Raw genomic sequence first — 21504 nt, forward strand, 5'->3', positions numbered from 1 at the left:
ATCGCGAATTGCTCTCAACGACGAGGGTCGCCTTGAAGAACCTTCTCACCGATATCGCCGGCGTCCGGGTCGGCCATGCCGAAGATGCGAAAGTCGCTTCCGGCGCGACCGCGATCATCTTCGATTCTCCCGCGATCGCCGCGATCGACGTTCGCGGCGGCGGCCCCGGCACACGCGAGGATGCGCTGCTCGATCTCGCCAACACGGTCGAGCGCGTCGACGCGATCGCGCTGTCGGGCGGCTCCGCCTTTGGCCTCGATACTGGCGGCGGCGTACAGGCATGGCTCGCCGAGCAGGGCCGCGGCTTCAGGGTTCGCGAAGCGCTGATCCCGATCGTGCCGGGGGCGATCCTGTTCGACCTGCTCAATGCCGGTGACAAGGCCTGGGGACGCTTCTCGCCCTATCGCGACCTCGGCTACGCCGCGGCGGCCACCGCCACCAGCGCGGACTTCGCGCTCGGCAGCGTCGGCGCCGGCTTCGGCGCCACCACGGCAACGTTCAAGGGCGGGCTCGGCTCGGCCTCGGCCGTGACGCCTGACGGCGTGAAGGTCGCGGCGATCGTCGCCGTCAACGCGGTCGGCACTGTCACCGTCGGCGACGGGCCGTGGTTCTGGGCGGCACCGTTCGAGGTGGGCGGCGAATTCGGCGGACGCGGCCTGCCGGACAAGTTCACCGACGACATGCTGCGCATGCGCATCAAGGGCGGTCCCGCGGCGACCGCGCGCGAAAACACCACCATCGGCGCCGTCGTCACCGACGCGGTGCTGACCAAACCCCAGGCCAAGCGGCTGGCAATGATCGCGCACACCGGCTTTGCCCGCGCGATCTATCCGGTGCATGCGCCGACCGACGGTGACGTGCTGTTTGCCGCCGCCACGTGCGAAAAGCCGATCGAACCGCTGGCCGGCCTCACCGAGCTCGGCACGATCGCAGCCAATGTGGTCGCACGCGCCATCGCCCGCGGTGTCTACAGCGCGACGGCGTTGCCGTTCCCCGGTGCGCAGCCGGCGTGGAGGGACAGGTTCGGCTAGCGCCCCACATCGGGTGTCATCGCCCGGCGACCGGGCGATTCCAGAGACGGTTGTGATTGAACCGGAAGGCCGCGGCGTACTGGATGCCCCGGTCAAGCCTGGTCAAGCCGGGGCATGACAGCGTCATTTGCCGAGGGAGAGCGCTCTTCGTTCACACGCTCATCGACGTCGAAGAGGACGCGGTCGCGGAGGCGGCCTGCGCCTGGCGCTGCATCATCTGCCCGAACCAGTCATAAGGCGAATTGCCGCCGCCGTTCGCCTTCGAGCTGCTGGAGGCGCCCGGCACCGTGGTCGACATCTTGAAGCCGTCGGCATAGGTGACGGTGGTGGTGGTCGAGCCGTCGGCGTTGGTCGTCGTGGTCGAGGTCGATCCGCCGCTCGACGACGAGGAATCCGAGCCGCTGCCGGAGGCGTCGCCCGCGCCATGGGCGTGGTGACCGCGATGACCGCTCTTCAGCGCCTTCGACATCTCATCCAGACTGACGCTGCCGTCCGCATTCGAATCCAGCTTCGAGAACACGTCGTCGGCCTGCGCCAGATTGGTGCCGCCGGCGCCGAGCGCATCCTCGAATTCCGACTTGGTGATGCTGCCGTCGCCGTCGGTATCGATTTGCGAGAACAGGTGCCTCAGCGCGGCATCCCGGCCGTTCGACGCCGAGGATGCCGAATTCGACGAGACCGAGCCGTCCGCCGACTGGCTCTGCGCAGCAAACAACGCGTTCATCGTCTCCGGCGAGATCTGCGGATATTTGCCCGCATTGACCGGCGAGCTCGCCCCGCCCGTCGTGCTGCTGCCGCTGTCGATCGCGAACGGGTTGAGCGGCGCGCTCTGCGAAGATCCCGTCTTCTGCGTCGACGACGACGATTTCGAGTTGGTCAGCGACTGGATCGCATCGAGCGCGCTCGATACGGCACCAAGGGCGAACAACATTGCACAACTCCAACCGATGCGGCATGCCGCGGCCAATGTTCTGTCAGGTCAGATCAGCAAGCGACGTGCCAGCGCGAAAAGCTCAATGAAATCCGCATTCACCACGCTTTGCAGGCCGCGGGAACGTCGGCAATTCATGCCGCCGGCGGCAGAAATTTCCGCCCACAGGAAGCCCGCCCCTCCTGCATTGCCCGCCACGGAGGCCCATGTTAGGCGAGGCCATTCGTCGTCCGTCCGCCACGGGAAAAACGCGCCATGACCCAAGCCTTCGCCCCCCGCCCCCTGGCCATCGCGCCCTCGATCCTGGCCTCGGACTTTTCGAAGCTCGGCGAGGAGGTCCGCGCGGTCGACGCCGCCGGCGCCGACTGGATCCATCTCGACGTGATGGACGGGCATTTCGTTCCCAACATCTCCTATGGTCCCGACGTCATCAAGGCGATGCGCCCGCACACCAAGAAGATCTTCGACGCGCATCTGATGATCTCGCCCTGCGATCCCTATCTCGAGGCCTTCGCGAAAGCCGGCTGCGACCACATCACCGTACATGCCGAGGCAGGTCCCCACCTGCACCGTTCGCTCCAGGCCATCCGCGCGCTCGGCAAGAAGGCCGGCGTCTCGCTCAATCCGGCAACGCCGATCAGCGCGCTCGAATACGTCCTTGACCTCGTCGACCTCGTGCTGGTCATGTCGGTCAATCCCGGCTTCGGTGGCCAGGCCTTCATCCCCTCTGCGATCGGCAAGATCCGCGACATCCGCGCGATGACGGCGGGCCGTCCGATCGACATCGAGGTCGACGGCGGCGTCGGCCCCGATGTTGCGGGCGCGCTCGCCGCGGCCGGCGCCAACGCCTTCGTCGCCGGCACTTCGGTGTTCAGGGGCGGCACGCTGGAATCCTACAAGACCAACATCGCCGCGATCCGCAACGCGGCGCTGGGGGCCCGCGGCGAAGCGATTTGATCTGGATCGAGCGACACAGCGGATGCAGATGACCCGTGGCATTTGCGGGTGCTGCAGCGCGCAAAGGTTAAAATTGCAATCCTGATCCGTACTCATCCGGACTTCACTGATTCGCGCAAATCATCGCAAGTGATCCTGCCTGCTTTTGACGGGAGCACATCATGACGACGACCCTGATTTGGACTGCCGTAGCGTTGTGGTTCGGGTTCAATGCAGCGATTGCAGCTCGCAGCCTCTACGTGGCGCGACCGGTAAAGGCCGCATCCTTTGCCCGCATCATCCACCTTCATCGCCGCCGGGGATGATGCCATGCAGCTTGCACCTGTGAAGCGTTAGCCGAAGCGCAGGTGCCGCATTCCACGCCGCCCGCATCCCAGCCTCGATTTTATTTCTTCGGCCGACCTCGCCACGCAGGCCGACACTCAGAATCCTTTTTCCCGGACCGTCCCATGAAACCGCATTGCCCGAACTGCCTGAAGGAAATGACCAAGGGGTCCGCGTCGCACACCCTGTTCAGTTGCGAGCCCTGCCGCGAGATCATCCAGTATTTTGGCAGCGCGGATCACGGCGATCCCGGCCCGCAATTCTTCTGGCCAATCCGCCGCAAGCAAGCGGCCTGATCCACGCGCAGGACGTCAGACGGCCTAACCCGCCATTTCTGACCCGCCAGCGTCCCCAGCCATCCGCGGCGGCCGCACCACGGTGACGGTGCAGGTCGCCTCCGAGGCCACCTTGGCGGAGACGCTGCCGAGCAGCGTGCGCCTGAACGAGCTCTGCCGCGCGCCGATGATGACGTGGTCGACCTGGTTCGCCTCGGCGAACTCCAGGATCGCGGCGGCGGGATCGATGGCTTCCAGCACATGAACCGACAGCCGGCTCTCGTCCAGCTTGAGCGGCGTCGCCCAATGCCGGAGCGCGACCAGGCGGTCGATATGCTTGTTGGAGCCCTGCTCGTCGAGCGTCCGATCGATCGCGATGCGGTTCAGCTTGAGCACGTTGAGGCAGGCAAGCCGCGCCGAGGGCAGCGTGGCGAGAATGCGCTCGGTCGTCACGCGCAGAGCCTCGTTCAGCTCCGGTGTGCCTTCCACCGTATCGAGCGCCACGGCGAGGATTGGGCTCGACGCGATCTGCGCCGCGACGTCCGATTTCGCACGCGGCTGCATAACGCCCTGATTGAAGCGGCGCCGCCACACAACGCCTAAGGGGTCACGGTTCAGCCGCTCCGCGCGCGCGGTGAGCTTGACCTGGTCCGGATGGGCGAGATCGAAAGCGAGTTGGGATGCCGTCGGATAGCGCCACACCGGCTCGATCTCCAGACAGCGCAGCACGACTTCCTGGAGCCAGGGCGGATAGTCGGCGCGAAGCGCGCGCGGCGGATGCGGATCGCGCCACAGCCGGCGCCGCATCGCGCGCAAGGTCTCGCCCTCACCGAACGGACGCTCGCCCGTGGTGAAGAAATAGAGCAGCACGCCGAGCGAGAACAGGTCGCTGCGCGGGTCGTCGCGCACCCCGAGCAGCCGCTCAGGCGCCATATAGGGCGCGGTGCCGTAAGGCAGGCGGAACTCCTCCTGCAACAGATCAGGCAGATGGTTATGATGCGAGAGGCCGTAGTCGATCAGCACCGCCTCGCCGCTCTCGCGGAACATGATGCTGCTCGGCTTGATGTCGTGATGGATCACGTTCTGCCGGTGCAGGTCGGCGAGCGCGGTCGCGATCTTCGCAACGAGCTGCCGCGCCTCGTCATACGGCAGCGGCAGGTCGGGCAGCCGCTTGTAGAGCGTGGTCCCGGAGATGCGCTCGATCACGACATAGGCCTGGTGCGCGAAATCGCCGGTGCCGAAACACGCAGGCACATGTGGCCCGGCGAGCCGCGGCAGAATCATCATCTCCATCTCGAAGGAGACGATCGCGGCGGGGTCCTCGCCCTCAGACACCCGCGGGATCTTCATCAGCAAGGGCACGTCGATGCCGGGATGGGTGACGGTCCACAGCGTCGCCATGCCGCCGGCATGCACGCATTCGCCGATCGTGTAACCGTCGATCACCGCGCCTGACCTGACCAGGGGTTTCGGCATCGGCCTCTAGCGTCCCTGCGATAGCCGGTCGGCCAGCCAGTGCGGCAGGCCGTTCTGGCGGATCCGGCTCGCGGCCGTCTCGATATCATAGGGCGCGCGGCAATAGGTGATCTGGCACGACACCGTGTCGAACAGCACGAAGGCCGCCGACGGATCGCCGTCGCGGGGCTGGCCGACCGAGCCGAGCACCGCCAGCCATTGCCGTCCACGCAGCAGCGGCACCGAGACATCGGTCTTGGGCACGAGGCTCGACATCTTCGCCGTCACCGACATCGAATAGAGCGCCGGACGGTGGATGTGGCCGCAGAAGGTGACATGGGCGGGCGTCGAGATCAGGCTCTTGGCCGCATCCGCCGTCGAGCGCACGTAATGCCAGCGCTGCGGGCTGGAGGCCTCCGAGTGCACGAACAGGCGATCGCCGTCCGCTACCTGCATCGGCAATTCGGCCAGGAATCGCCGCTGGGCGGCGTCGAGGCGGCCGCGGGTCCATTCGATCGCAATCTGCGCCTCCGCGTTCATGGTCTCGGCCGAGGAATTGACCGCCTGGTCGTGATTGCCGCGCACCGCGATGGCGCCCTGCGCAACCAGCTCCATCGCCGTATCCACCACCCATTCCGGATCGGCACCATAGCCGACGAAATCGCCGAGCAAGACGAACCGCTCCGCCCCCTTGGCGCGGGCAAGCTTCAGGCAGGCCTCGAACGCCTGCCGGTTACCGTGGATATCCGAGAAGACAGCGAGAAGCACGCACCCTCCACCCTCAAATTCTTATTGGAAGCCGATAAGGCCAAAGAGGGAGGTCAAGAAGATGCGCCAGCACTGGGCCGTTTACCAGCGCTGCCCTGCATTGATGGTGAAAGGCCTACTGCTCGTCCTTCGGCGGCATCCGGGGTGGCGGCAGCGGCGTGAAGACGGCGCCTTGCGCACCGGCGGGCGGGGCATTGAACTCGCCGGTCGAGGAATCGCCGCCGCTGGTCTCCAGAATGGTCTTCGGCGTCACATATTCCCGGACCATGTCGATCAGGCTGCCGTCGCCGCCGCCGAAATCCGCCGCGCGCCCGCCTTGCGGATGACCCGCCGCGATCTCGTTCTCCGCGGCGTGGGTCTTGTCGGCCAGCCGGTCATCGTAGGGCACCCGAAAGGCGCGCGGGATGCCGCTCGGGCGATTGTCCTCGTCCAACGCCTCGACCCAAAGATAGATCGAGCCGGGATCGCCCTGAAGCGAATGCGGCTCGACGATGCGCGCCTTCAGCAGCTTGAAGGTGACAGGCAGCCGGTCGGAGCTGGCCCAGCCGAGCAGCCCGCGCATTTCAGTGAAGCTGACGACGTAGAACGCGCTGGTCACGACCACGGCGACCGCCTTCAACGACCAGTGGAGCCGCGCATAGACCAACACGACCAGCAGCAGCGCGCCGATGACGGCATAAGCGACCGACAGCGTCAGGATGACCGTTTGCGGATTACTCACGGCGCACCCTCACAGCGTTCCTGCTCACACCGGTCTTGGGGTCGACGTCGGCGCCGTTGCGCCAGCTGCTGCGGAACGTCTCCAGCAGCGATTTCGGCCGCTGATCGACATTTACGACCTTGCCTTCCGCATCGATGCGGAATCTGACCGCGGTCTTCTCGTCGCCGGTGTGGTCCAGCGTGAACTTGTTGTCGAAGATCACCTGCGCGGTCGGATTGAGCTTCTGCACCTTCACATTGGCCGTCACGGGCTCGCCCGTGGTGGCGACGAAATGCGAGACGTTGACGGTGTATTCGCCGGCGAGGATGCCGCGCACCGTGACGATCTCCTCGCGGATCGGCGAGGCGATCTTCTTGCCGGCGACCATGATGAAGTCGTTGGCCCCGCCGCGGTCGTCGCGGTCGAGCGTGAGGAAGCCGGCCTCGCGGTGGCGATACCAGGCGATGTTGCCCGCGGGATCCTGCACGAACAGGTCGAGATCGTCGGGGTGATTGTCCGGCCAGTCCAGCGTGATCATGAACTCCGCCTTGGAGTCGATCTTGCCGTCCTTGGCATCCGGGGACACCGCGAGCAACGCCAGGAAAAACAGGAACGCGATCACCTGCAGCGCCTTGAACAGCATCACGCCCAGAGGATCGAACGCCTCCTCACGCGGATAGAGGCCGAAATCATCGATCATGACCGCGCACCAGAACCCTTGCGCTCCAGCACCGGCGTCACGTACGTCTCGGTCAGCACCACCGCGTCCGAGAACACCCGCTGGGTCGCGGCGTCCAGCATGTAGTACTGGATGCGGACCAGGATCGAGCCGACGAGGCCCGCGAGCGTCGTGTACATCGCAACCGCCATGCCGTCGCTCATCAAGCCCATCGAGGAGCGCATCGCGACCTTGTCGGCGGCATCCAGCCCTGCGATCGGCGCCAGCATGATGATGAAGCCGATGATGGTGCCGAGCAGGCCGAGCTTCATCAGCGTGTCCGAGACGAAGGCCCCGAATCCGTTGGAGCCGCGCAAGCGATCGGCGAGCGTCCGCAGCAGCAGCGTCTGATCGACCGGGCGATAGTCCTGGGCAGCAGCCTTCGTCAAGAGGCTCTCGATGTGATCGCGCACCAAACCGCGTGGTAGCCCCGCCGCGCTCGCATCGAGCGCCTTGCTGCCACCGGTCGCCGACAGCACCGCGCGGCAACGCCGCGCGGCCGCCCCTTCGCGCGCGATCGCCCGCGTCCGCAGGAAGCAGTGGCCGCAGGTGACGACATAGAGCACCGCGATGACGCTCGAGATGTAGGTGCGGTCCGAAGTCAACATCAGATGGATCAGGCCGAAGCGCCACAACAGCACGACGGCGAAGATCGACAGTCCGGTGAAGATCATCCAGAACAGCAGCGCGCTGCGCTCGGATGGATCGGCAGCCTGGCTCGGGATTGGTCCAATCGTCATCGAACTCATGCTGCACCGCTCCTCGCTCGCAACGATTGGCCTGTAAAGATTCCTGCCCGATTAGATCAAAGACGCCGCGCCCGGTCCAAAGACCCATGCCCAATCCGGCTCGGGAAATTTGCCCGAGCTGCAGCCCGGGCGTTCCCTGCAATTGGCAAGGCGCGGCGGCGTTGTTAGGCTGACCTTACCAAACGTCGGGGATGATCGCATGCGCCTCGTGCTTCAGCTTGTCGCCCGTCTGCTGCTCATCGTCGTGCTCTGCCTCGGAGCTGCAACCGTGTGGGCCACGTTCGACGCCTATCGCAGCGTCGATCGGGCGACTGCGGCCTCGGCGCAGCGGGTCGCGCAGGCGCTCCAGGCGCTGTATTGGCGTGAGCTTTTGTTGCGCAGCAGCAGAGCGCGCGAGCACCTTTTGCCGGTTCCAGATTGGCGCACGCTGGAGACGATGAAGCTGATCTCGCCCGGCGTCTGCGTCGAGTTCCAGCCGGCCGCCGCGTTCGAGAAGCCGCTCTGCGGCCAGAGCGAGGGGCTGGGCAAGACGCCGCCGCGCTGGTTCGCCGCCATTGTACCCACCTTCCTCGGCAGCCACGCCGAGGTGGTACGGCCCGTCAGCCCGCGCGCGGCGGCCGCCGGGACGGTGGTGGCGACGCCGGACGGCGCCGCGGCCATCTCGCTGGCGTGGGAGTACATCCTCAACGTGATCGACGTCGCGCTGTTGATGGCGGCGGCAATCGCGCTGCTGGCCTCGCTCGCGATCGCACATGCGCTGGCGCCGGCGCGTGCGATCGTCACTGCATTGCAGCGCATGGCGCGCGGACAGTATCGCACCAAGCTGCCGCGCTTCCGCTCGATGGAGCTGGCGATGATCGGCAACGCCGTCGGCGAGCTCGGCGGCCGGCTGGAGGAAGCCACCGAACAGCGCGCCGCGCTGACGCGGCGCTTGATCGAGATCCGCGAGGACGAACGCCGCGCGCTCGCCCGCGAGCTGCACGACGAGTTCGGGCAGAATCTCTCCGCCATCCTCGCCTTCGCCAACACAATCGAAACAGCCAGCACGAGGGACAACGGCGACACCGGGATCGCGCAGGATGCGCGCATGATCTCGCAGGCCACGCATCATCTGATGGCTTCGCTTCGCGATGCACTGAAGCGGCTGCGCAATCCGCTGCCCGAGGAGCTCGGGCTCGAGGCCAGCCTCGTCAATCTCGTCGACAGCTGGCGCTCGCACAGCGCGGCACGGCCGACGATCCGGCTCGATCTCAGGGGCGACCTCACCGACATCAGCGGCCCGGCCGCCACCACGGCCTATCGTGTCGCGCAGGAATGCCTGACCAACGCGCTGCGCCACAGTGCAGCGCACGAGATCAGTCTGCGCATCGAACGGCATGCCGGCGAGGACGGTGCGCTGCTGATCCGCGTCGAGGACGACGGCGGCGGCGATGCGGAGCGCGTCGCGCAATCGGCCGGTTTCGGCCTGACCGGCATCCGCGAGCGCGTCACGGCCGCCGGCGGATCGCTGTCGATCATGCCTGCGCGCGGCGGCCTCAGCGTTGCCGCCACCATCCCGCTCGCTGCGTGAGGCCGGAATGAGCGAGGTTGCAGCAACAGGCATTTCCGTGCTGCTGGTCGACGACCACCCGATCGTGCGGCAAGGCTATCGGCGCGTGTTGGAGAGCCAGGGCGATCTGCACGTCGTGGCGGAAGCCGACAACGCCGCGGAGGCCTACGGCGCGTTCAAGGCGCATGATCCTGATGTGGTCGTACTCGATATCTCGATGCCCGGCGCGAGCGGGCTCGAGGCGATCCGCAACATCCGCGCGCGCAGCCCACGAGCGCGGATTCTGGTCTTCACCATGCACAACGAGGCTGTGCTGGTGAAGGCAGCCTTCGGCGCGGGCGCGAGCGGCTTCGTCACCAAGAGCAGCGAACCCTCAGCCGTGGTGCACGCCATCCGCAGCGTGGCGCGCGGCGAGCGCGCCATGAGCGACGACATCGCGCATGTCCTCGCCGCGGACAGCCTGTCGCCAACCGGCTCGGTGCTGGACCAGCTGGGTGAGCGCGAGATCGAGATCCTGCGCCAGTTCGCCGGCGGCGCCACCACCGAGCAGATCGCGACCCATCTCAATCTCAGCGTCAAGACCGTGCAGAACTATCACTATCTGATCAAGTCGAAGACCGGCGCGCGCACGGATGCGCAGCTCGTGCGGCTCGCCGCAACCTGTGGGTTAACGAGGATCTAGCAGCGGAGCTGACGGATTCCGCGAGCGAGGTGGCGCTCGTAAATCTGCTGAGTGGGATGGAACGGAGGCTATCCAGCCCCGGTTAGTAGTGGAGTGGAGGAGTAAATCGCCATGCGTAAGGATCATCACAGGGTCGTCGACCACCCCCCGATCATCACAGTGGGCGAGCTCATCGACGAACTTTGCCGTCTGCCGGACACAGCCGTCGTCCACTTCCGCTGCCCCATGCTCGATCAGGAGCTCACATTCTACCGCCTTCGAAAGCGGTCAAAGGACGCCGTCGAAATCGCAGTCAATGCATATCCGGATAGTCCGCCGGTCGTGCCATCGTCCGATCCTGCCTTCCACGCGCGAAGACATTCGGTTTCCTCGCCCTCGCTTCGCGATGGCGCCGCTCTCCACAAGACGAAAGGTTGATTGGCCGCACCTGGGACTGAATGGGTCCTGCGGATCTAGGCCGCCTTCAGCCCGCGCAGCAAAAGCGCCAGCGTCGCATCGACGCGCGCGGAGAGATCGGCATCCTTCCATTCGTCGGCATGGGCCGGATGGTGGAAGCGAACGGTGGCATCGAAGATGGCGCGCGCGGTCGCCTTCACGTCGCCCACGGCGAATTCCTCCCGCTTCACGCCGTCGGTCAGGATCGCCGCGATCTGGTCGATCATGGTGTCCTTGTGGCATTTGACGGCCGCACAGGCCTCGCGCGCCAGCGTCAGATAGGTCTGGAACATCTCGGGGTCATCGAGCACGCGCGAACGTTTGGCGGCGAACAGCGTGCGCAACCAGCGGTCGAGCCTGTCAGGCGCCGGGCCGTGCTCCTCGGCGATCGCGCGTAGCGGCGCGTCGATGCGGTCGAGCCAGCGCTTGGCAACGGCCTCGCGCAGCGAGGCCTTGCTGGGGAAATGGCGATAGACGCTGCCGTGGCTCACATCGAGCGCACGGGCAACGTCGACCACTGTGGCCTTGGCAAGTCCGTAACGCCTGAGCACGTCCTCGGTGACTTCGAGGATCCGCTCCGGCGTCAAGACAACGGCTTCATTCATGCCAGCACCATGTTCCCGGTTGGGGCTCAGTTACCCGGCACTGGGGCTGCTTCCGAAGCGCCCTGGCCGGTCGTTCGGAAAGCCTATGCCTTAATGAGGCAGTTTTGCAGCTTGCGCCGCGATCTGTCGCGCCACCAGCAAATTGAGCCAATGCCCAATCACGCCGGTGAAATTGAGGATTTCGGTCGTCATTGTCTTAAGTCTCCATTCGTCCACGGTCCCCGTTCTTCAATCTGCCCTCCGATCCGAGCTTGGTTCGGATGTCGGGCTTCCCGGGGCTGTCGCGGGACGCCCAATCGGAGCGTCCGGAAACGGATATACACGTCTCGCTGACAGATTTCAATATCTGTCAGTCAATGATCCGTGATTGACCGCTGATTTCTCCGGCCCGCCCGGCCAAGCCGCGGGGCAACCGCCGCCAGCCGGCTTGGGGCACTACTTCGGCACTCAGCTGCCTGCCCGGTCCAGTCATCCCCCGCTACCTTGCCTCAGCCGTTTGTTTCGCCCTGCCCGCTCTGTTAAATCACGGCGTAAAAAGCATTTTGGCCGGCAAAGCCCCCTTGGGTCGCCGGCCTACCTAGCTGGAGCCGTCAGATGATTCCCCGCTATACCCGCCCGGAAATGGCCTCGATCTGGGAGCCGCAGACCCGGTTCAAGATCTGGTTCGAGATCGAGGCGCATGCGGCGGACGCCCTGGCCGAGCTCGGGACCATCCCAAAGGAGGCCGCCAAAACGGTCTGGGCCAAGGCCAAGGACGCCGTCTTCGACGTGGCCCGCATCGACGAGATCGAGCGCGAGACCAAGCACGACGTCATCGCCTTCCTCACCCACCTCGCCGAGATCGTCGGCCCCGAGGCGCGCTTCGTGCACCAGGGCATGACCTCCTCCGACGTGCTCGACACCTGCCTCAACGTTCAGCTCACCCGCGCCGCCGATCTGCTGCTTGCTGACCTCGACAAGGTGCTGGCCGCGCTGAAGAAGCGCGCCTTCGAGCATAAGATGACGCCGACCATCGGCCGCAGCCATGGCATCCATGCCGAGCCCGTCACCTTCGGCCTCAAGCTCGCTTACGCCTATGCCGAATTCACCCGCGCCAAGGAGCGCCTGATCGCGGCGCGCAAGGAAGTCGCGACCTGCGCCATCTCCGGTGCCGTCGGCACCTTCGCGCAGATCGACCCGCGCGTCGAAGAGCACGTCGCCAAGGCCATGGGGCTCGTGCCCGAGCCGATCTCGACCCAGGTGATCCCGCGCGACCGTCACGCGATGTATTTCTCGACGCTCGGCGTGATCGCCTCCTCGATCGAGCGCGTTGCCGTGGAAATCCGCCACATGCAGCGCACCGAGGTGCTGGAGGCCGAGGAGTTCTTCTCCGAAGGACAGAAGGGCTCCTCCGCGATGCCGCACAAGCGCAACCCGGTGCTGTCGGAGAACCTCACCGGCCTCTCCCGCATGGTGCGCGCCTATGTGACGCCGGCGCTGGAGAACGTCGTTCTCTGGCACGAGCGCGACATTTCGCACTCCTCGGCCGAGCGCATGATGGGCCCGGACGCGACCGTGACGCTCGACTTCGCGCTGGTGCGCCTCGCCGGCTTGATCGACAAGCTCTTGGTGTACCCCGCCAACATGCAGAAGAACCTCGACCGCCTCGGCGGCCTCGTGCATTCGCAGCGCGTGCTGCTGGCCCTGACCCAGAAGGGCGCCAGCCGCGAGGACGCCTACAAGCTCGTGCAGCGCAACGCCATGCCGGTCTGGCGCGGCGAAGGCGACTTCCTCCAGCTCCTGAAGAAGGACGCTGAGGTGAAGAAATATCTCACCGACGCCGAGATCGAGGAGCAGTTCGACCTCGGCTATCACCTCAAGCACGTCGACACGATCTTCAAGCGGGTGTTCGGGGAGAGCTGAATTCCTGTCATTCCGGGGCGATGCGGAGCATCGAACCCGGAAATCTCGAGATTCCGGGTTCACGCTTCGCGTGTCCCGGAATGACGCCAAGGCCCACAAAACACGGATTCCCCATGCCCATCGTCAATCGCGTCGCCGCCCTCTCCGACGAAATGGCCACCTGGCGCCATGACTTCCACGAGAACCCCGAGCTGCTTTACGAAGTCCACCGCACCGCCGGCATCGTCGCCGACAAGCTGCGCGAGTTCGGCTGCGACGAAGTGGTGACGGGCATCGGCCGCACCGGCGTGGTCGGCGTGATCCGCGGCCGCAAGTCCGCCTCCGGCAAGACGATCGGTTTGCGCGCTGACATGGACGCACTGCCGATCATGGAGACCTCGGGCGTGCCTTATGCCTCCAAGGTGCCTGGCAAGATGCACGCCTGCGGTCATGACGGCCACACCGCGATGCTGCTCGGCGCCGCAAAGTACCTGACCGAGACGCGCAATTTCGATGGCACGGCGGTGATGATCTTCCAGCCCGCTGAGGAAGGCGGCGGCGGCGGCAAGGCCATGGTCGAAGACGGGTTGATGACGCGCTGGAACATCCAGGAGGTCTACGGCATGCACAACATGCCGAACCTCCCCGAGGGCCATTTCGCCACCACGCCTGGCCCAATGCTCGCCTCATCCGACAACATCCAGATCACCGTTCGCGGCAAGGGCGGACACGCCGGCGCGGGGCCGCACAAGTCGGTCGACAGCGTGCTGATCGGCTCGCAGATCGTGGGTGCGCTACAGTCGATCGTCGCGCGCAACGTCGACCCGCTGAAGTCCGCGGTGATCTCGATCACGCAATTCCATTCCGGCACGGCCTTCAACATCATCCCGGAGGTCGCCGAACTCGCCGGCACCGTGCGCACGCTCGACCCTGAAGTGCGCGACCTCGTCGAGCGCCGCATCGGCGAAGTCGCCGACAGCATCGCCCGTGCCTATGGCGGCTCGGCCGAGACGAAGTACACGCGGATGTATCCGGTGACGATGAACCATGCCCGCGAGGCCGGCCTTGCCGCCGACGTCGCCCGCGACATCGTCGGCGCCGACCGTGTCAATGACAAGTTCATCCCGATGATGGGCGCCGAGGACTTCTCGTTCATGCTGGAAGCACGTCCCGGCGCGATGGTGCTGGTCGGCATGGGCGACGGCAACGAATGCCACCACCCGGCCTACGTCTTCAACGACAACATTTTGGGCCACGGCGCCTCGTTCTGGGCCCGTCTGGTCGAGACGCGAATGCCGGCGGGATAGGACCGCACGCTGCGCTCGTAGATCCTCCGGGTGAGTTGGCGGTCGCAAACTCAACTTACCCCTGACCACCTGTCACCCGTAGGATCTACAATTCACGCAAGCACCTACGCCTGCACCACCTCGTGCCGCATCACGAACGGTGCGAGCAGCGTATGCACCTCGCTCGCAACCGCCTCGCGTTGATCCGCTTGCAGACCAGCGAGCGTCACGGTCGCGATCGAGCCGTGGCTGCCGTGCGGACCGACCTTCACCTTGCAGTCGATGCCGCGCTCGACCAGCGGCGCCAGCACCTTGGTGAACACGCGCTCGGCCGCGTCCCAACGCAGCTGCGGCTTGAACACCTTGCCGACGCCCGTCACCGGCATCGGATCGATCGGAATGACCTGCACCGGGACGGCGGCGCGCTCCGGCGTGCGCTCGCGCACCCATGCTTCGAGCTCGCCCGGCTCGACCTTGGCGCCGGGCTTCAATTGCACGTATCCCACCGGCAATTCGCCGGCATAGGCGTCGGGCTGGCCGACCACGGCGGCGAAGCCGACGGCGGGATGTCTGAACATGATCTCCTCGATCGGCGCCGGATCGATGTTGTGGCCGCCGCGGATCACGAGATCCTTGGCGCGGCCGGTGATCCAGAGATAGCCGTCCGCATCCAGGCGGCCGAGATCGCCGGAATTGACCCAGAGCCCGTCGACGAAGGCGCCCTTGTTGTGCTCGTCGTTGAGATAGCCGCCGAACACGCCGGGCCCGGCCATGATGACGACGCCGATCTCGTCCGGCTTGCAGTCGCGGATCAGGCGTCCCTCGGCGTCGAGCTGCACGATGCGCACCCGCGCGTAAGGCATGGGAAGACCGACCGAGCCGAGCCGGATCGGCCGGCCGGGATAGGCGAGCGTGTGCACGCTCGAGGTCTCGGTCATGCCGTAGACCTCAATCACCGGTAGCTTAAGTTTCTCCTGAATCGCCGAGCCGACCGCGACCGGAATCGCCGAGCCGCCCCCTGCCGCATATTTCAGGCTCGAGATATCCGCATTCCCCGGCGGCACCGCGAGGGTCGCGGCGAGCACCGTCGGCACGCTCGACAGCGCCTCGGGCTTGAAGCGCTCGACGAGCTGCCAGATGTTCTTCACCGCATTCGGGTTGCGCCAGCCGCTCGGCGACAGCACGACCAGCGAGCCGCCGCTCGACAGCGTCAGCAGCACTTGCGTCAGCGATCCACCGACGTGAAACAGCGGCATGCCGAACAGCAGGTTTGCACCCGGCCTCGCCTTCAGCAGCAGATTGAGGGCCCAGGCCTGATAGACCTGGTTGGCGTGGGTGTGCCGCACCAGCTTCGGCGTGCCGGTGGTGCCGCCGGTGTGGAAATAGGCGGCGATGTCGCTGCCGTGGATCTGCCGTCCGCTGACGAGCCGGTCCGACGGCTGCTGCTTGATGAGGTCGCTGAAGGAAAAGATGCCATTGGCCGGATCGCCGCCGCCGAATACTTGCACGACTGCCTTCAGATGCCTCAGCTGCGGGCGGATCTGCTCGACCTTCTGCCAGATGTCGGTGCCCGGCATCGGTCCGAGCGCCACCAGGATCTTGGTGTTCGCGGCCTCCAGGATCTCGGCGATCTGGTGCGGCTCGAGCAGCGGATTGACGGGGTTGGCGATGCCGGCAGCCTCCGCGCCGAACAGAGTGACGAAGGCGTCCGGCACCAGCGGCAGCATGAAGCTGATGACGTCGCCCTTCTCGGCGCCGAGCGCGTGAAACATATTGGCCGCCTGCGTGACGCGCGCGATGAAATCGCGATACGTGACCGCGACCGGCGTGTCGGCGGGATCGGCATTTTGCAGGAACTGGATCGCCGCGCCGTCGGGGTTGCGCTCAGCACCAAGCCTGATGGCGTCATAGGTGCTCTCGGCCGCGACGCGGTCGGCATAGGGAACCTGCTCGAACGCCCGGACCTCCTCGTCCGTCAAAAGATCCGGATAGTCGTTGCCGATCAACCGATCGAGCGCGTGGATACCCGCCATGAAATTCCGTCCTCCCTCAGATGCATGTCCCCGCCCCGTATCTTTTGACATCTTGGTTCGGCGAGGCCGGCCGATGACCGGCCGAGCCGGACCAGAATGATGGATCATTTGGCGTTCGTCCATTGCCTACCGGCTGTGGCGTGAATTCGTTCGCCAGCGCCCTGCCGCAAGACTTGAGGTCATGATGACGAAGCCCTGCGGATCCGCATCATTCGGCTGATCGCCGTGTTCGCGATGGTGTCCGCAATCGCTCTGCCCTCTGCCACTCTCGATGCCGACACCCAGCTCGACAAGGTGCGCGTCAAGGTCGCGGCCTTCATCACCGACAAGATGGAGAAGCTGGGTGGATCACGCATCGTCTTCGCCCTGGAAGAGGCCAACAGCGTCGCCATGCTGCTGCGCGCCGGCTCGCTGCCGGGACGCTCCGGCCTCGTCGAGCAGCAGGTCGTGCAACCCGCGGCCAAGCCGTAAGCGAAGCTCGCCCCGCGCCCCCGCCGCATCGCTCGTCCAGGCCGGATCCGCGACACCGAAGCCCGCACGGCGGCCCCCGAATCACGGCAGCGCCGGTGGCCCGACGCGCAACCAACGGGCAATTGCCGAAACGCCCGATCAGGCTAGAATTTGCCTCTTGCGGCATGACGGCCGGAAGCGTCATTCAAGCGGTCGTCATTCGATTTCGGTTATACGAGTGCCGACCAGGACTGAAGGCCTTATGTGGGGTTAGTACCATGCCGTCCGGCAGCGCAGACGTTTCGTCGATCCTCGACCGCATTCTCGATGCGGCCACGGATAACCTCAGGATCGCGAAGATCCTGGTCCAGATGGGGCTCGATCCTAACAACGTCACCTATGATGCGATCTTCAATCGCCTGCTGGAGATCTTCGTCCACAACATCACGCTGGCCAATCTGTTCGCCGCGGTCGGTGCGGTCTTCTTCGTCGCCACGCTCCTGATGCGGACCATGGTGCCGCTGCGCGTCGCCAACATGGTCGGCTGTGCGTTCTTCGCCATGTTCGGCGCGCTCTCGGCCAACGTCTCGACGTTCCTGCTTTATCTCTTGCTGCTCCCGATCAACGCTCTTCGCCTGAGGCAGATGCTCAAGCTGGTCAAGAAGGCGCGCCATGCCGCCGAGGGCGACATGTCGATCGAGTGGCTCAAGCCGTTCATGACCGAACGCAAATACCGCTGCGGCGATACGCTGTTCAAACTGGGCGACCCGGCCAAGGAGATGCTGCTCACGGTGACCGGCAAATTCCTGGTCAAGGAGATCAACGTCGAGATCCTGCCGGGCGCGCTGATGGGCGAGCTCGGCTTCCTGACGCCGGACAACCGGCGCACCGGTACGATCGAATGCATCGAGGATGGCCAGGTGCTGACGATCACCTATGACAGGCTGCTCGAGATCTACTTCCAGGATCCGCAGTTCGGCTATTACTTCCTGGTGCTGACCAGCCAGCGCCTGCTGCAAAACATCGATCGCCTGCAGAAGCAGCTGGCAGCGGAGCGCGCGGCCACCGCGAACAGGATTGCGTGATCGCTGCTGCTCAGCTCAAGAGCAGCGCCATGCCGGGATCGCCCTTCTCCATCGCGCGGCGGTATGCCGGGCGGGCGCCGATGCGGCTGAGATATTTGACCACATTCGGACAGCGCGCGAGATCATAGGGCTGGAAATAGCGCATCGTGGTCAGCGAGAACACCGTCATGATGTCGGCCGTGGTGAAGGCGCTGCCCGCCAGATATTCGGACTCGCGAAGCCGTGCGTTGAGAAGATCGTAGGCACGGTCGAGGCGTCCCTTCATCGCGAGCAGGGTCGGGTTGTCCTTGGCGAGATCGAGCCGGCTTAGGATCATCATCCGCCCCATGCCGGGCTGCAAGGTGCCGTTCGCGAAATGAAGCCAATACAGAAACTGCGCGAAGGCGGGATCATCGGGACCGAGCACGAGCCGGCGGTTGCCGTATTTTGCAACGATGTAGTCGACGACGGCGCCGGATTCCGCAAGCACCAGCTCGCCGTCGGTGATGACCGGCGCCGTGCCGGCCGGATGCAGCGCCTTGTACTCCGCCGGCGCCAGCATGGTCGTCTCATCGCGCGTGTATCGCTTCATCTCATAAGGAATTTCGAGCTCCTCGCAGAGCCAGACAATGCGTTCGGATTGCGATTTACCGAGGTGGTGGACTGTGAGCATGTTGCTTCCCCGCGGGATTGCCTGCCGGCGAGACGCCGTCTTGTTCCGCGGCTTGGGTGAGGTGTCAACCTGCGAGCGGATGCCCCCTTGCCGCTTTGACCCGTGATGCCAGCCTCGCGCCGCAAAATCGCCCTAAAAACCGAATGGTAACCATGGCGGGCTAGGGTAATGACGTGACCAATTCTCCGACCATCCTGGTGTTCGATTCCGGCCTTGGCGGGCTGACGGTGCTGCGTGAGGTCGTGGCGGCGCGCTCCGACGCGCATTACGTCTACGTCGCCGACGACGCCTTTTTTCCCTATGGCCACCACAGCGAAGACGAGATCATCGCCCGCGTCGTACCGCTGATGGGGGAGCTGATCGGCACCCATGATCCAGACCTCGTCGTCATCGCCTGCAACACGGCGTCCACCCTGGTCCTGTCTCACTTGCGCGCGGCTTATTCCCTGCCCTTCGTCGGCACGGTGCCGGCGATCAAGCCGGCCTGCGCGCAGTCCAGGACCCGCCGCGTCTCGGTGCTCGGCACCAAGGGCACGGTGAAACGCGAATACACCAAGGCACTGATCCGCGATTTCGCGCAAGGATGCGAGGTGACGCTGGTCGGCTCGCCCGAGCTGGCCTCGCTCGCCGAGGCCGCGCTTGGCGGCACCCCGATCAGCGACGGTGCCATCCTCGCCGAGCTCGCCCCCTGCTTCGTCGGCGATGCCGAGGACGCCGGCGCGCGCACCGACACCGTGGTGCTCGCCTGCACGCATTATCCGCTGCTGCTCGATCGGCTGAAGAGGCTGGCACCCTGGCCGGTCGACTGGATCGATCCGGCGCCCGCGATCGCCCGCCGCGTATCCGACCTGCTCGGTACTCCCAGCTGCGGCATCGCGCAGTCCGGCGCCGAGATGATTTTTACCTCGAACCGCGTGCATGGCCTCAGCGCCACGCTGACGCCGTTCTTCGGCGGACGCGCGGTCGCCTGACCTTGTGCTCCGGTTAACCTTGCGCCCCGGCGGCGCGCTGCTAGGCTCCGTCGTCATCTCTGCGCAGGTCATCACATGTCGGTCCCCGCAAAGCCGCTCAATCGCCTCCGCCAAATGTGGAGCGAGGGCCGTCCCGCCTTCGGCGCGATCGCGACCATCCCGAGCGTGCAGATGGTGCAGATCATGGCGCGCTCGCTCGACTGGATCATCGTCGATCTCGAACATGGCCCGATCGGGCTCACCGAAGCGCATGCGATGATCGCGGCGACGACGGGCACGCCATGCACGCCGTTGGTACGGATCGCCGCGAACGAGCCGTGGCTCGCGAAAGCTCCGATGGACATCGGCGCGTTCGGCATCAACTTCCCGATGATCACCAACCGCGCCGAAGCCGAGAAGGCGGTACGCAGCGTACGCTACCCGCCACGCGGCGACCGGCTCTGGGGGCCCTTCCACGCACCGTTCCGCTGGGGCCAGTCGATGCCGGATTACATGGCCAGCGCCGACGACGAGATGATCTGCATGGTCACGATCGAGCATGTCGAGGCCGTCAACCGCATCGACGAGATCATGGCGACACCAGGCATCGACGTCGCCGTGATCGGCCCCGGCGATCTCGCCACCTCCATCAACAAGCGCGGCCAGATGGACGATCCGGAATTGCTGGAGCTGGTCGCGCGCGCCGAGGCCGGCATCCTCCGAAGCGGCGTGCCGATCGGCGGCGTGGCGCGTACCGCCGACCAGGCCAATGCCCTGATCGACCGTGGCTACCGCGCGATCGCGCTCGGCTTCGACTGGTCACTGTTCCAGCGCGGCATCATGGCGGCTTTCGATGGGATCAGGCGCTGAACAAGCCGATTGACGCATTGCCGGGACCTGCTGCGCCGCCGGGATCGCCCAATCAAGAGCTAAATCATTGACATCGTTTATTTTTACGCCGTCATCAAGACCAGACTGGCGATGTCCTGATGCGGCGAACCGACCGGCCCCAAGCGGGTTGGTTCGTGCTAGAGCGAGCGGGCGGGCCCCCCGCTCGCCGCACATATTTTGATCTTTAATCCCTGGGAACCGGAGACCAATGCGCGGGACGCCCAAGACTATTTCACCGTGGCGCCGTCTGATCTGCGACCTCATGCATGCATCGATGGGCGTGCCCTTCGTTTCGCTATCCCGTTCGCTCTATATCCGTCCTGTGCTGGAGGCGCGCGCAAGCGCAACGTCGCCCGCCGGGTGGGCCGCGATATTCGTCAAGGCTTTCGCCCTGGTTGCACGGGACGAACCGATCCTGCGCACCGTTTACACCAAATGGCCTTGGCCAGCCCTCTACGAGCTGCCGAAGAGCGTGGCGACGGTCGCGATCGCTCGGATCGAGAATGGCGAGGAATGCGTGCTGCCTCAGCGAATCGCCGCTCCTGAGGCCCTTTCGCTGGCAGCGGTCGATGCGGAAATCCGACGCGGCAAGACAGCCCCGGTCGCTGATGTCCCGATGTTCCGCAAGATCATGCGGGCCACCCGCCTGCCGCTGCCGCTGCGGCGCCTGTCCTGGGCCATCGGCCTGAATTTCGGCCGCCAGCGCGGCAACTGGTTCGGTAGCTTCGCGGTGAGCTCGGTGGCCGCCTATGGCGGCGGCGAGCTCCACCCCATCACACCGGGCCCCTTTATCGTCAGCTATGGGCTCGTCGAGCCGGATCAGACGATCCATGTCGTGATCCGCTGGGACCACCGGGTCACCGACGCCGCCCCGATCGCGAGGGTCCTGACCCGGCTGGAACAGGTCCTGAACACTGAAATCGCTGCCGAATTGCAGGCAGCCGTCCCCAAGCCCGTCTGGGCGGTGAGGGGCTGATTCCGGGGCCGATCGCATTGACAGCCAGCCCCAAACTCTCCTAAAAGCCGCCTGCTCGCGGGCCGATTTCGGCCCGCGAAGCGTTTCGCGACCCGTGGTCAAATCCCTTAAGCTTTGGGGA

General features: G+C 65.5%; 23 protein-coding genes. 13 read left to right on the plus strand and 10 right to left on the minus strand.

From position 1 onward, the window contains the following. The first annotated feature begins 32 nt into the window (after positions 1-32). Entirely contained in the window at positions 33-1031 is a 999-nt protein-coding gene (locus tag P6U28_RS19320; RefSeq protein ID WP_122406582.1) for a P1 family peptidase, read from the plus strand. 151 nt (positions 1032-1182) lie between these two features. Here P6U28_RS19320 and P6U28_RS19325 read toward each other — a convergent pair whose 3' ends face one another. Both P6U28_RS19325 and P6U28_RS19330 read right to left on the minus strand, forming a co-directional pair. After that, positions 1183-1962, minus strand: a complete 780-nt coding sequence (locus P6U28_RS19325; protein WP_407123004.1) for an EF-hand domain-containing protein — start codon at positions 1960-1962, stop codon at positions 1183-1185. Between the two features lie 48 nt (positions 1963-2010). Further along, on the minus strand, positions 2011-2160 hold the full coding sequence (locus P6U28_RS19330) for a hypothetical protein (RefSeq protein WP_209295199.1): 150 nt from the start codon (positions 2158-2160) through the stop codon (positions 2011-2013). A gap of 57 nt (positions 2161-2217) precedes the next feature. Here P6U28_RS19330 and rpe point away from each other — a divergent pair, with 57 nt between their 5' ends. The 3 genes from rpe to P6U28_RS19345 all read left to right on the plus strand — a co-directional run bounded on the left by rpe (position 2218) and on the right by P6U28_RS19345 (position 3539). Beyond that, entirely contained in the window at positions 2218-2919 is a 702-nt protein-coding gene (gene rpe, locus P6U28_RS19335; protein ID WP_100231273.1) for a ribulose-phosphate 3-epimerase, read from the plus strand. A 161-nt stretch (positions 2920-3080) separates the two neighbouring features. Beyond that, a complete protein-coding gene (locus tag P6U28_RS19340) occupies positions 3081-3224 on the plus strand; it encodes a hypothetical protein (protein ID WP_164937161.1) in 144 nt (47 codons plus the stop codon). A gap of 144 nt (positions 3225-3368) precedes the next feature. Then, positions 3369-3539, plus strand: coding sequence for a hypothetical protein (locus P6U28_RS19345; RefSeq protein ID WP_407123005.1), 171 nt, complete (start codon positions 3369-3371; stop codon positions 3537-3539). Positions 3540-3563: 24 nt separating this feature from the next. Here P6U28_RS19345 and P6U28_RS19350 read toward each other — a convergent pair whose 3' ends face one another. The 5 genes from P6U28_RS19350 to P6U28_RS19370 form a co-directional block, all read right to left on the minus strand. Beyond that, on the minus strand, positions 3564-4994 hold the full coding sequence (locus tag P6U28_RS19350; protein ID WP_122402517.1) for a bifunctional serine/threonine-protein kinase/universal stress protein: 1431 nt from the start codon (positions 4992-4994) through the stop codon (positions 3564-3566). A 6-nt stretch (positions 4995-5000) separates the two neighbouring features. Then, positions 5001-5741: a metallophosphoesterase gene (locus tag P6U28_RS19355; protein ID WP_122402516.1), complete on the minus strand. Its 741-nt coding sequence runs from the start codon at positions 5739-5741 to the stop codon at positions 5001-5003. A 115-nt stretch (positions 5742-5856) separates the two neighbouring features. After that, entirely contained in the window at positions 5857-6462 is a 606-nt protein-coding gene (locus tag P6U28_RS19360; RefSeq protein WP_122402515.1) for a hypothetical protein, read from the minus strand. Beyond that, positions 6455-7141: a hypothetical protein gene (locus P6U28_RS19365; protein WP_129145505.1), complete on the minus strand. Its 687-nt coding sequence runs from the start codon at positions 7139-7141 to the stop codon at positions 6455-6457. Before P6U28_RS19365 ends, P6U28_RS19360 begins: the two co-directional genes overlap by 8 nt. Next, positions 7138-7908: a MotA/TolQ/ExbB proton channel family protein gene (locus tag P6U28_RS19370; protein ID WP_129145504.1), complete on the minus strand. Its 771-nt coding sequence runs from the start codon at positions 7906-7908 to the stop codon at positions 7138-7140. Before P6U28_RS19370 ends, P6U28_RS19365 begins: the two co-directional genes overlap by 4 nt. A gap of 199 nt (positions 7909-8107) precedes the next feature. Here P6U28_RS19370 and P6U28_RS19375 point away from each other — a divergent pair, with 199 nt between their 5' ends. Continuing rightward, a complete protein-coding gene (locus tag P6U28_RS19375) occupies positions 8108-9478 on the plus strand; it encodes a sensor histidine kinase (RefSeq protein ID WP_407123006.1) in 1371 nt (456 codons plus the stop codon). A gap of 7 nt (positions 9479-9485) precedes the next feature. Next, entirely contained in the window at positions 9486-10139 is a 654-nt protein-coding gene (locus P6U28_RS19380) for a response regulator transcription factor (protein WP_122402511.1), read from the plus strand. Between the two features lie 452 nt (positions 10140-10591). Here P6U28_RS19380 and P6U28_RS19385 read toward each other — a convergent pair whose 3' ends face one another. Next, the gene (locus tag P6U28_RS19385; RefSeq protein ID WP_407123007.1) at positions 10592-11179 is read right to left on the minus strand and encodes a TetR family transcriptional regulator; all 588 of its coding nucleotides are present in this window, start codon (positions 11177-11179) and stop codon (positions 10592-10594) included. Positions 11180-11773: 594 nt separating this feature from the next. Here P6U28_RS19385 and purB point away from each other — a divergent pair. After that, positions 11774-13081, plus strand: coding sequence for an adenylosuccinate lyase (purB, locus tag P6U28_RS19390; protein ID WP_122402506.1), 1308 nt, complete (start codon positions 11774-11776; stop codon positions 13079-13081). 113 nt (positions 13082-13194) lie between these two features. Continuing rightward, on the plus strand, positions 13195-14367 hold the full coding sequence (locus P6U28_RS19395; protein WP_122402505.1) for a M20 aminoacylase family protein: 1173 nt from the start codon (positions 13195-13197) through the stop codon (positions 14365-14367). A 104-nt stretch (positions 14368-14471) separates the two neighbouring features. On the opposite strand, the gene P6U28_RS19400 is transcribed toward P6U28_RS19395, so the two are convergent. Continuing rightward, positions 14472-16379: an acyl-CoA synthetase gene (locus P6U28_RS19400; protein ID WP_407123008.1), complete on the minus strand. Its 1908-nt coding sequence runs from the start codon at positions 16377-16379 to the stop codon at positions 14472-14474. A 234-nt stretch (positions 16380-16613) separates the two neighbouring features. Here P6U28_RS19400 and P6U28_RS19405 point away from each other — a divergent pair, with 234 nt between their 5' ends. Together P6U28_RS19405 and P6U28_RS19410 are read left to right on the plus strand one after the other, a co-directional pair. Beyond that, the gene (locus P6U28_RS19405; RefSeq protein ID WP_181956135.1) at positions 16614-16850 is read left to right on the plus strand and encodes a hypothetical protein; all 237 of its coding nucleotides are present in this window, start codon (positions 16614-16616) and stop codon (positions 16848-16850) included. Between the two features lie 257 nt (positions 16851-17107). Next, positions 17108-17914 carry a Crp/Fnr family transcriptional regulator gene (locus tag P6U28_RS19410; protein WP_162500217.1) on the plus strand — a complete coding sequence of 269 codons (807 nt, stop codon included), beginning with the start codon at positions 17108-17110 and terminating at the stop codon, positions 17912-17914. A gap of 10 nt (positions 17915-17924) precedes the next feature. On the opposite strand, the gene P6U28_RS19415 is transcribed toward P6U28_RS19410, so the two are convergent. After that, positions 17925-18566, minus strand: a complete 642-nt coding sequence (locus P6U28_RS19415; RefSeq protein ID WP_209295187.1) for a glutathione S-transferase family protein — start codon at positions 18564-18566, stop codon at positions 17925-17927. Between the two features lie 173 nt (positions 18567-18739). Here P6U28_RS19415 and murI point away from each other — a divergent pair, with 173 nt between their 5' ends. The 3 genes from murI to P6U28_RS19430 all read left to right on the plus strand — a co-directional run bounded on the left by murI (position 18740) and on the right by P6U28_RS19430 (position 21383). Continuing rightward, positions 18740-19537 (plus strand): glutamate racemase, encoded by a 798-nt coding sequence (murI, locus tag P6U28_RS19420; protein ID WP_122402501.1) that lies wholly within the window; start codon positions 18740-18742, stop codon positions 19535-19537. A 75-nt stretch (positions 19538-19612) separates the two neighbouring features. Next, positions 19613-20386: an HpcH/HpaI aldolase/citrate lyase family protein gene (locus P6U28_RS19425; protein ID WP_122402500.1), complete on the plus strand. Its 774-nt coding sequence runs from the start codon at positions 19613-19615 to the stop codon at positions 20384-20386. A gap of 229 nt (positions 20387-20615) precedes the next feature. After that, positions 20616-21383, plus strand: coding sequence for an acyltransferase (locus P6U28_RS19430; RefSeq protein WP_122402499.1), 768 nt, complete (start codon positions 20616-20618; stop codon positions 21381-21383). Positions 21384-21504 lie beyond the last annotated feature (121 nt).

This window comes from Bradyrhizobium sp. STM 3561, assembly GCF_045571455.1.
GTDB classification, from domain to species: Bacteria; Pseudomonadota; Alphaproteobacteria; order Rhizobiales; family Xanthobacteraceae; genus Bradyrhizobium; species Bradyrhizobium vignae.

Excerpts from the sequence above, each read along its gene's own strand:
- P6U28_RS19325 (WP_407123004.1), bottom strand. The coding sequence starts at position 1,962 with ATGTTGTTCGCCCTTGGTGCCGTATCGAGCGCGCTCGATGCGATCCAG.
- rpe (WP_100231273.1), top strand. The coding sequence starts at position 2,218 with ATGACCCAAGCCTTCGCCCCCCGCCCCCTGGCCATCGCGCCCTCGATC.
- P6U28_RS19340 (WP_164937161.1), top strand. The coding sequence starts at position 3,081 with ATGACGACGACCCTGATTTGGACTGCCGTAGCGTTGTGGTTCGGGTTC.
- P6U28_RS19345 (WP_407123005.1), top strand. The coding sequence starts at position 3,369 with ATGAAACCGCATTGCCCGAACTGCCTGAAGGAAATGACCAAGGGGTCC.
- P6U28_RS19350 (WP_122402517.1), bottom strand. The coding sequence starts at position 4,994 with ATGCCGAAACCCCTGGTCAGGTCAGGCGCGGTGATCGACGGTTACACG.
- P6U28_RS19365 (WP_129145505.1), bottom strand. The coding sequence starts at position 7,141 with ATGATCGATGATTTCGGCCTCTATCCGCGTGAGGAGGCGTTCGATCCT.
- P6U28_RS19370 (WP_129145504.1), bottom strand. The coding sequence starts at position 7,908 with ATGAGTTCGATGACGATTGGACCAATCCCGAGCCAGGCTGCCGATCCA.
- P6U28_RS19375 (WP_407123006.1), top strand. The coding sequence starts at position 8,108 with ATGCGCCTCGTGCTTCAGCTTGTCGCCCGTCTGCTGCTCATCGTCGTG.
- P6U28_RS19380 (WP_122402511.1), top strand. The coding sequence starts at position 9,486 with ATGAGCGAGGTTGCAGCAACAGGCATTTCCGTGCTGCTGGTCGACGAC.
- P6U28_RS19385 (WP_407123007.1), bottom strand. The coding sequence starts at position 11,179 with ATGAATGAAGCCGTTGTCTTGACGCCGGAGCGGATCCTCGAAGTCACC.
- purB (WP_122402506.1), top strand. The coding sequence starts at position 11,774 with ATGATTCCCCGCTATACCCGCCCGGAAATGGCCTCGATCTGGGAGCCG.
- P6U28_RS19395 (WP_122402505.1), top strand. The coding sequence starts at position 13,195 with ATGCCCATCGTCAATCGCGTCGCCGCCCTCTCCGACGAAATGGCCACC.
- P6U28_RS19400 (WP_407123008.1), bottom strand. The coding sequence starts at position 16,379 with ATGGCGGGTATCCACGCGCTCGATCGGTTGATCGGCAACGACTATCCG.
- P6U28_RS19405 (WP_181956135.1), top strand. The coding sequence starts at position 16,614 with ATGGTGTCCGCAATCGCTCTGCCCTCTGCCACTCTCGATGCCGACACC.
- P6U28_RS19410 (WP_162500217.1), top strand. The coding sequence starts at position 17,108 with ATGCCGTCCGGCAGCGCAGACGTTTCGTCGATCCTCGACCGCATTCTC.
- P6U28_RS19415 (WP_209295187.1), bottom strand. The coding sequence starts at position 18,566 with ATGCTCACAGTCCACCACCTCGGTAAATCGCAATCCGAACGCATTGTC.
- P6U28_RS19425 (WP_122402500.1), top strand. The coding sequence starts at position 19,613 with ATGTCGGTCCCCGCAAAGCCGCTCAATCGCCTCCGCCAAATGTGGAGC.
- P6U28_RS19430 (WP_122402499.1), top strand. The coding sequence starts at position 20,616 with ATGCGCGGGACGCCCAAGACTATTTCACCGTGGCGCCGTCTGATCTGC.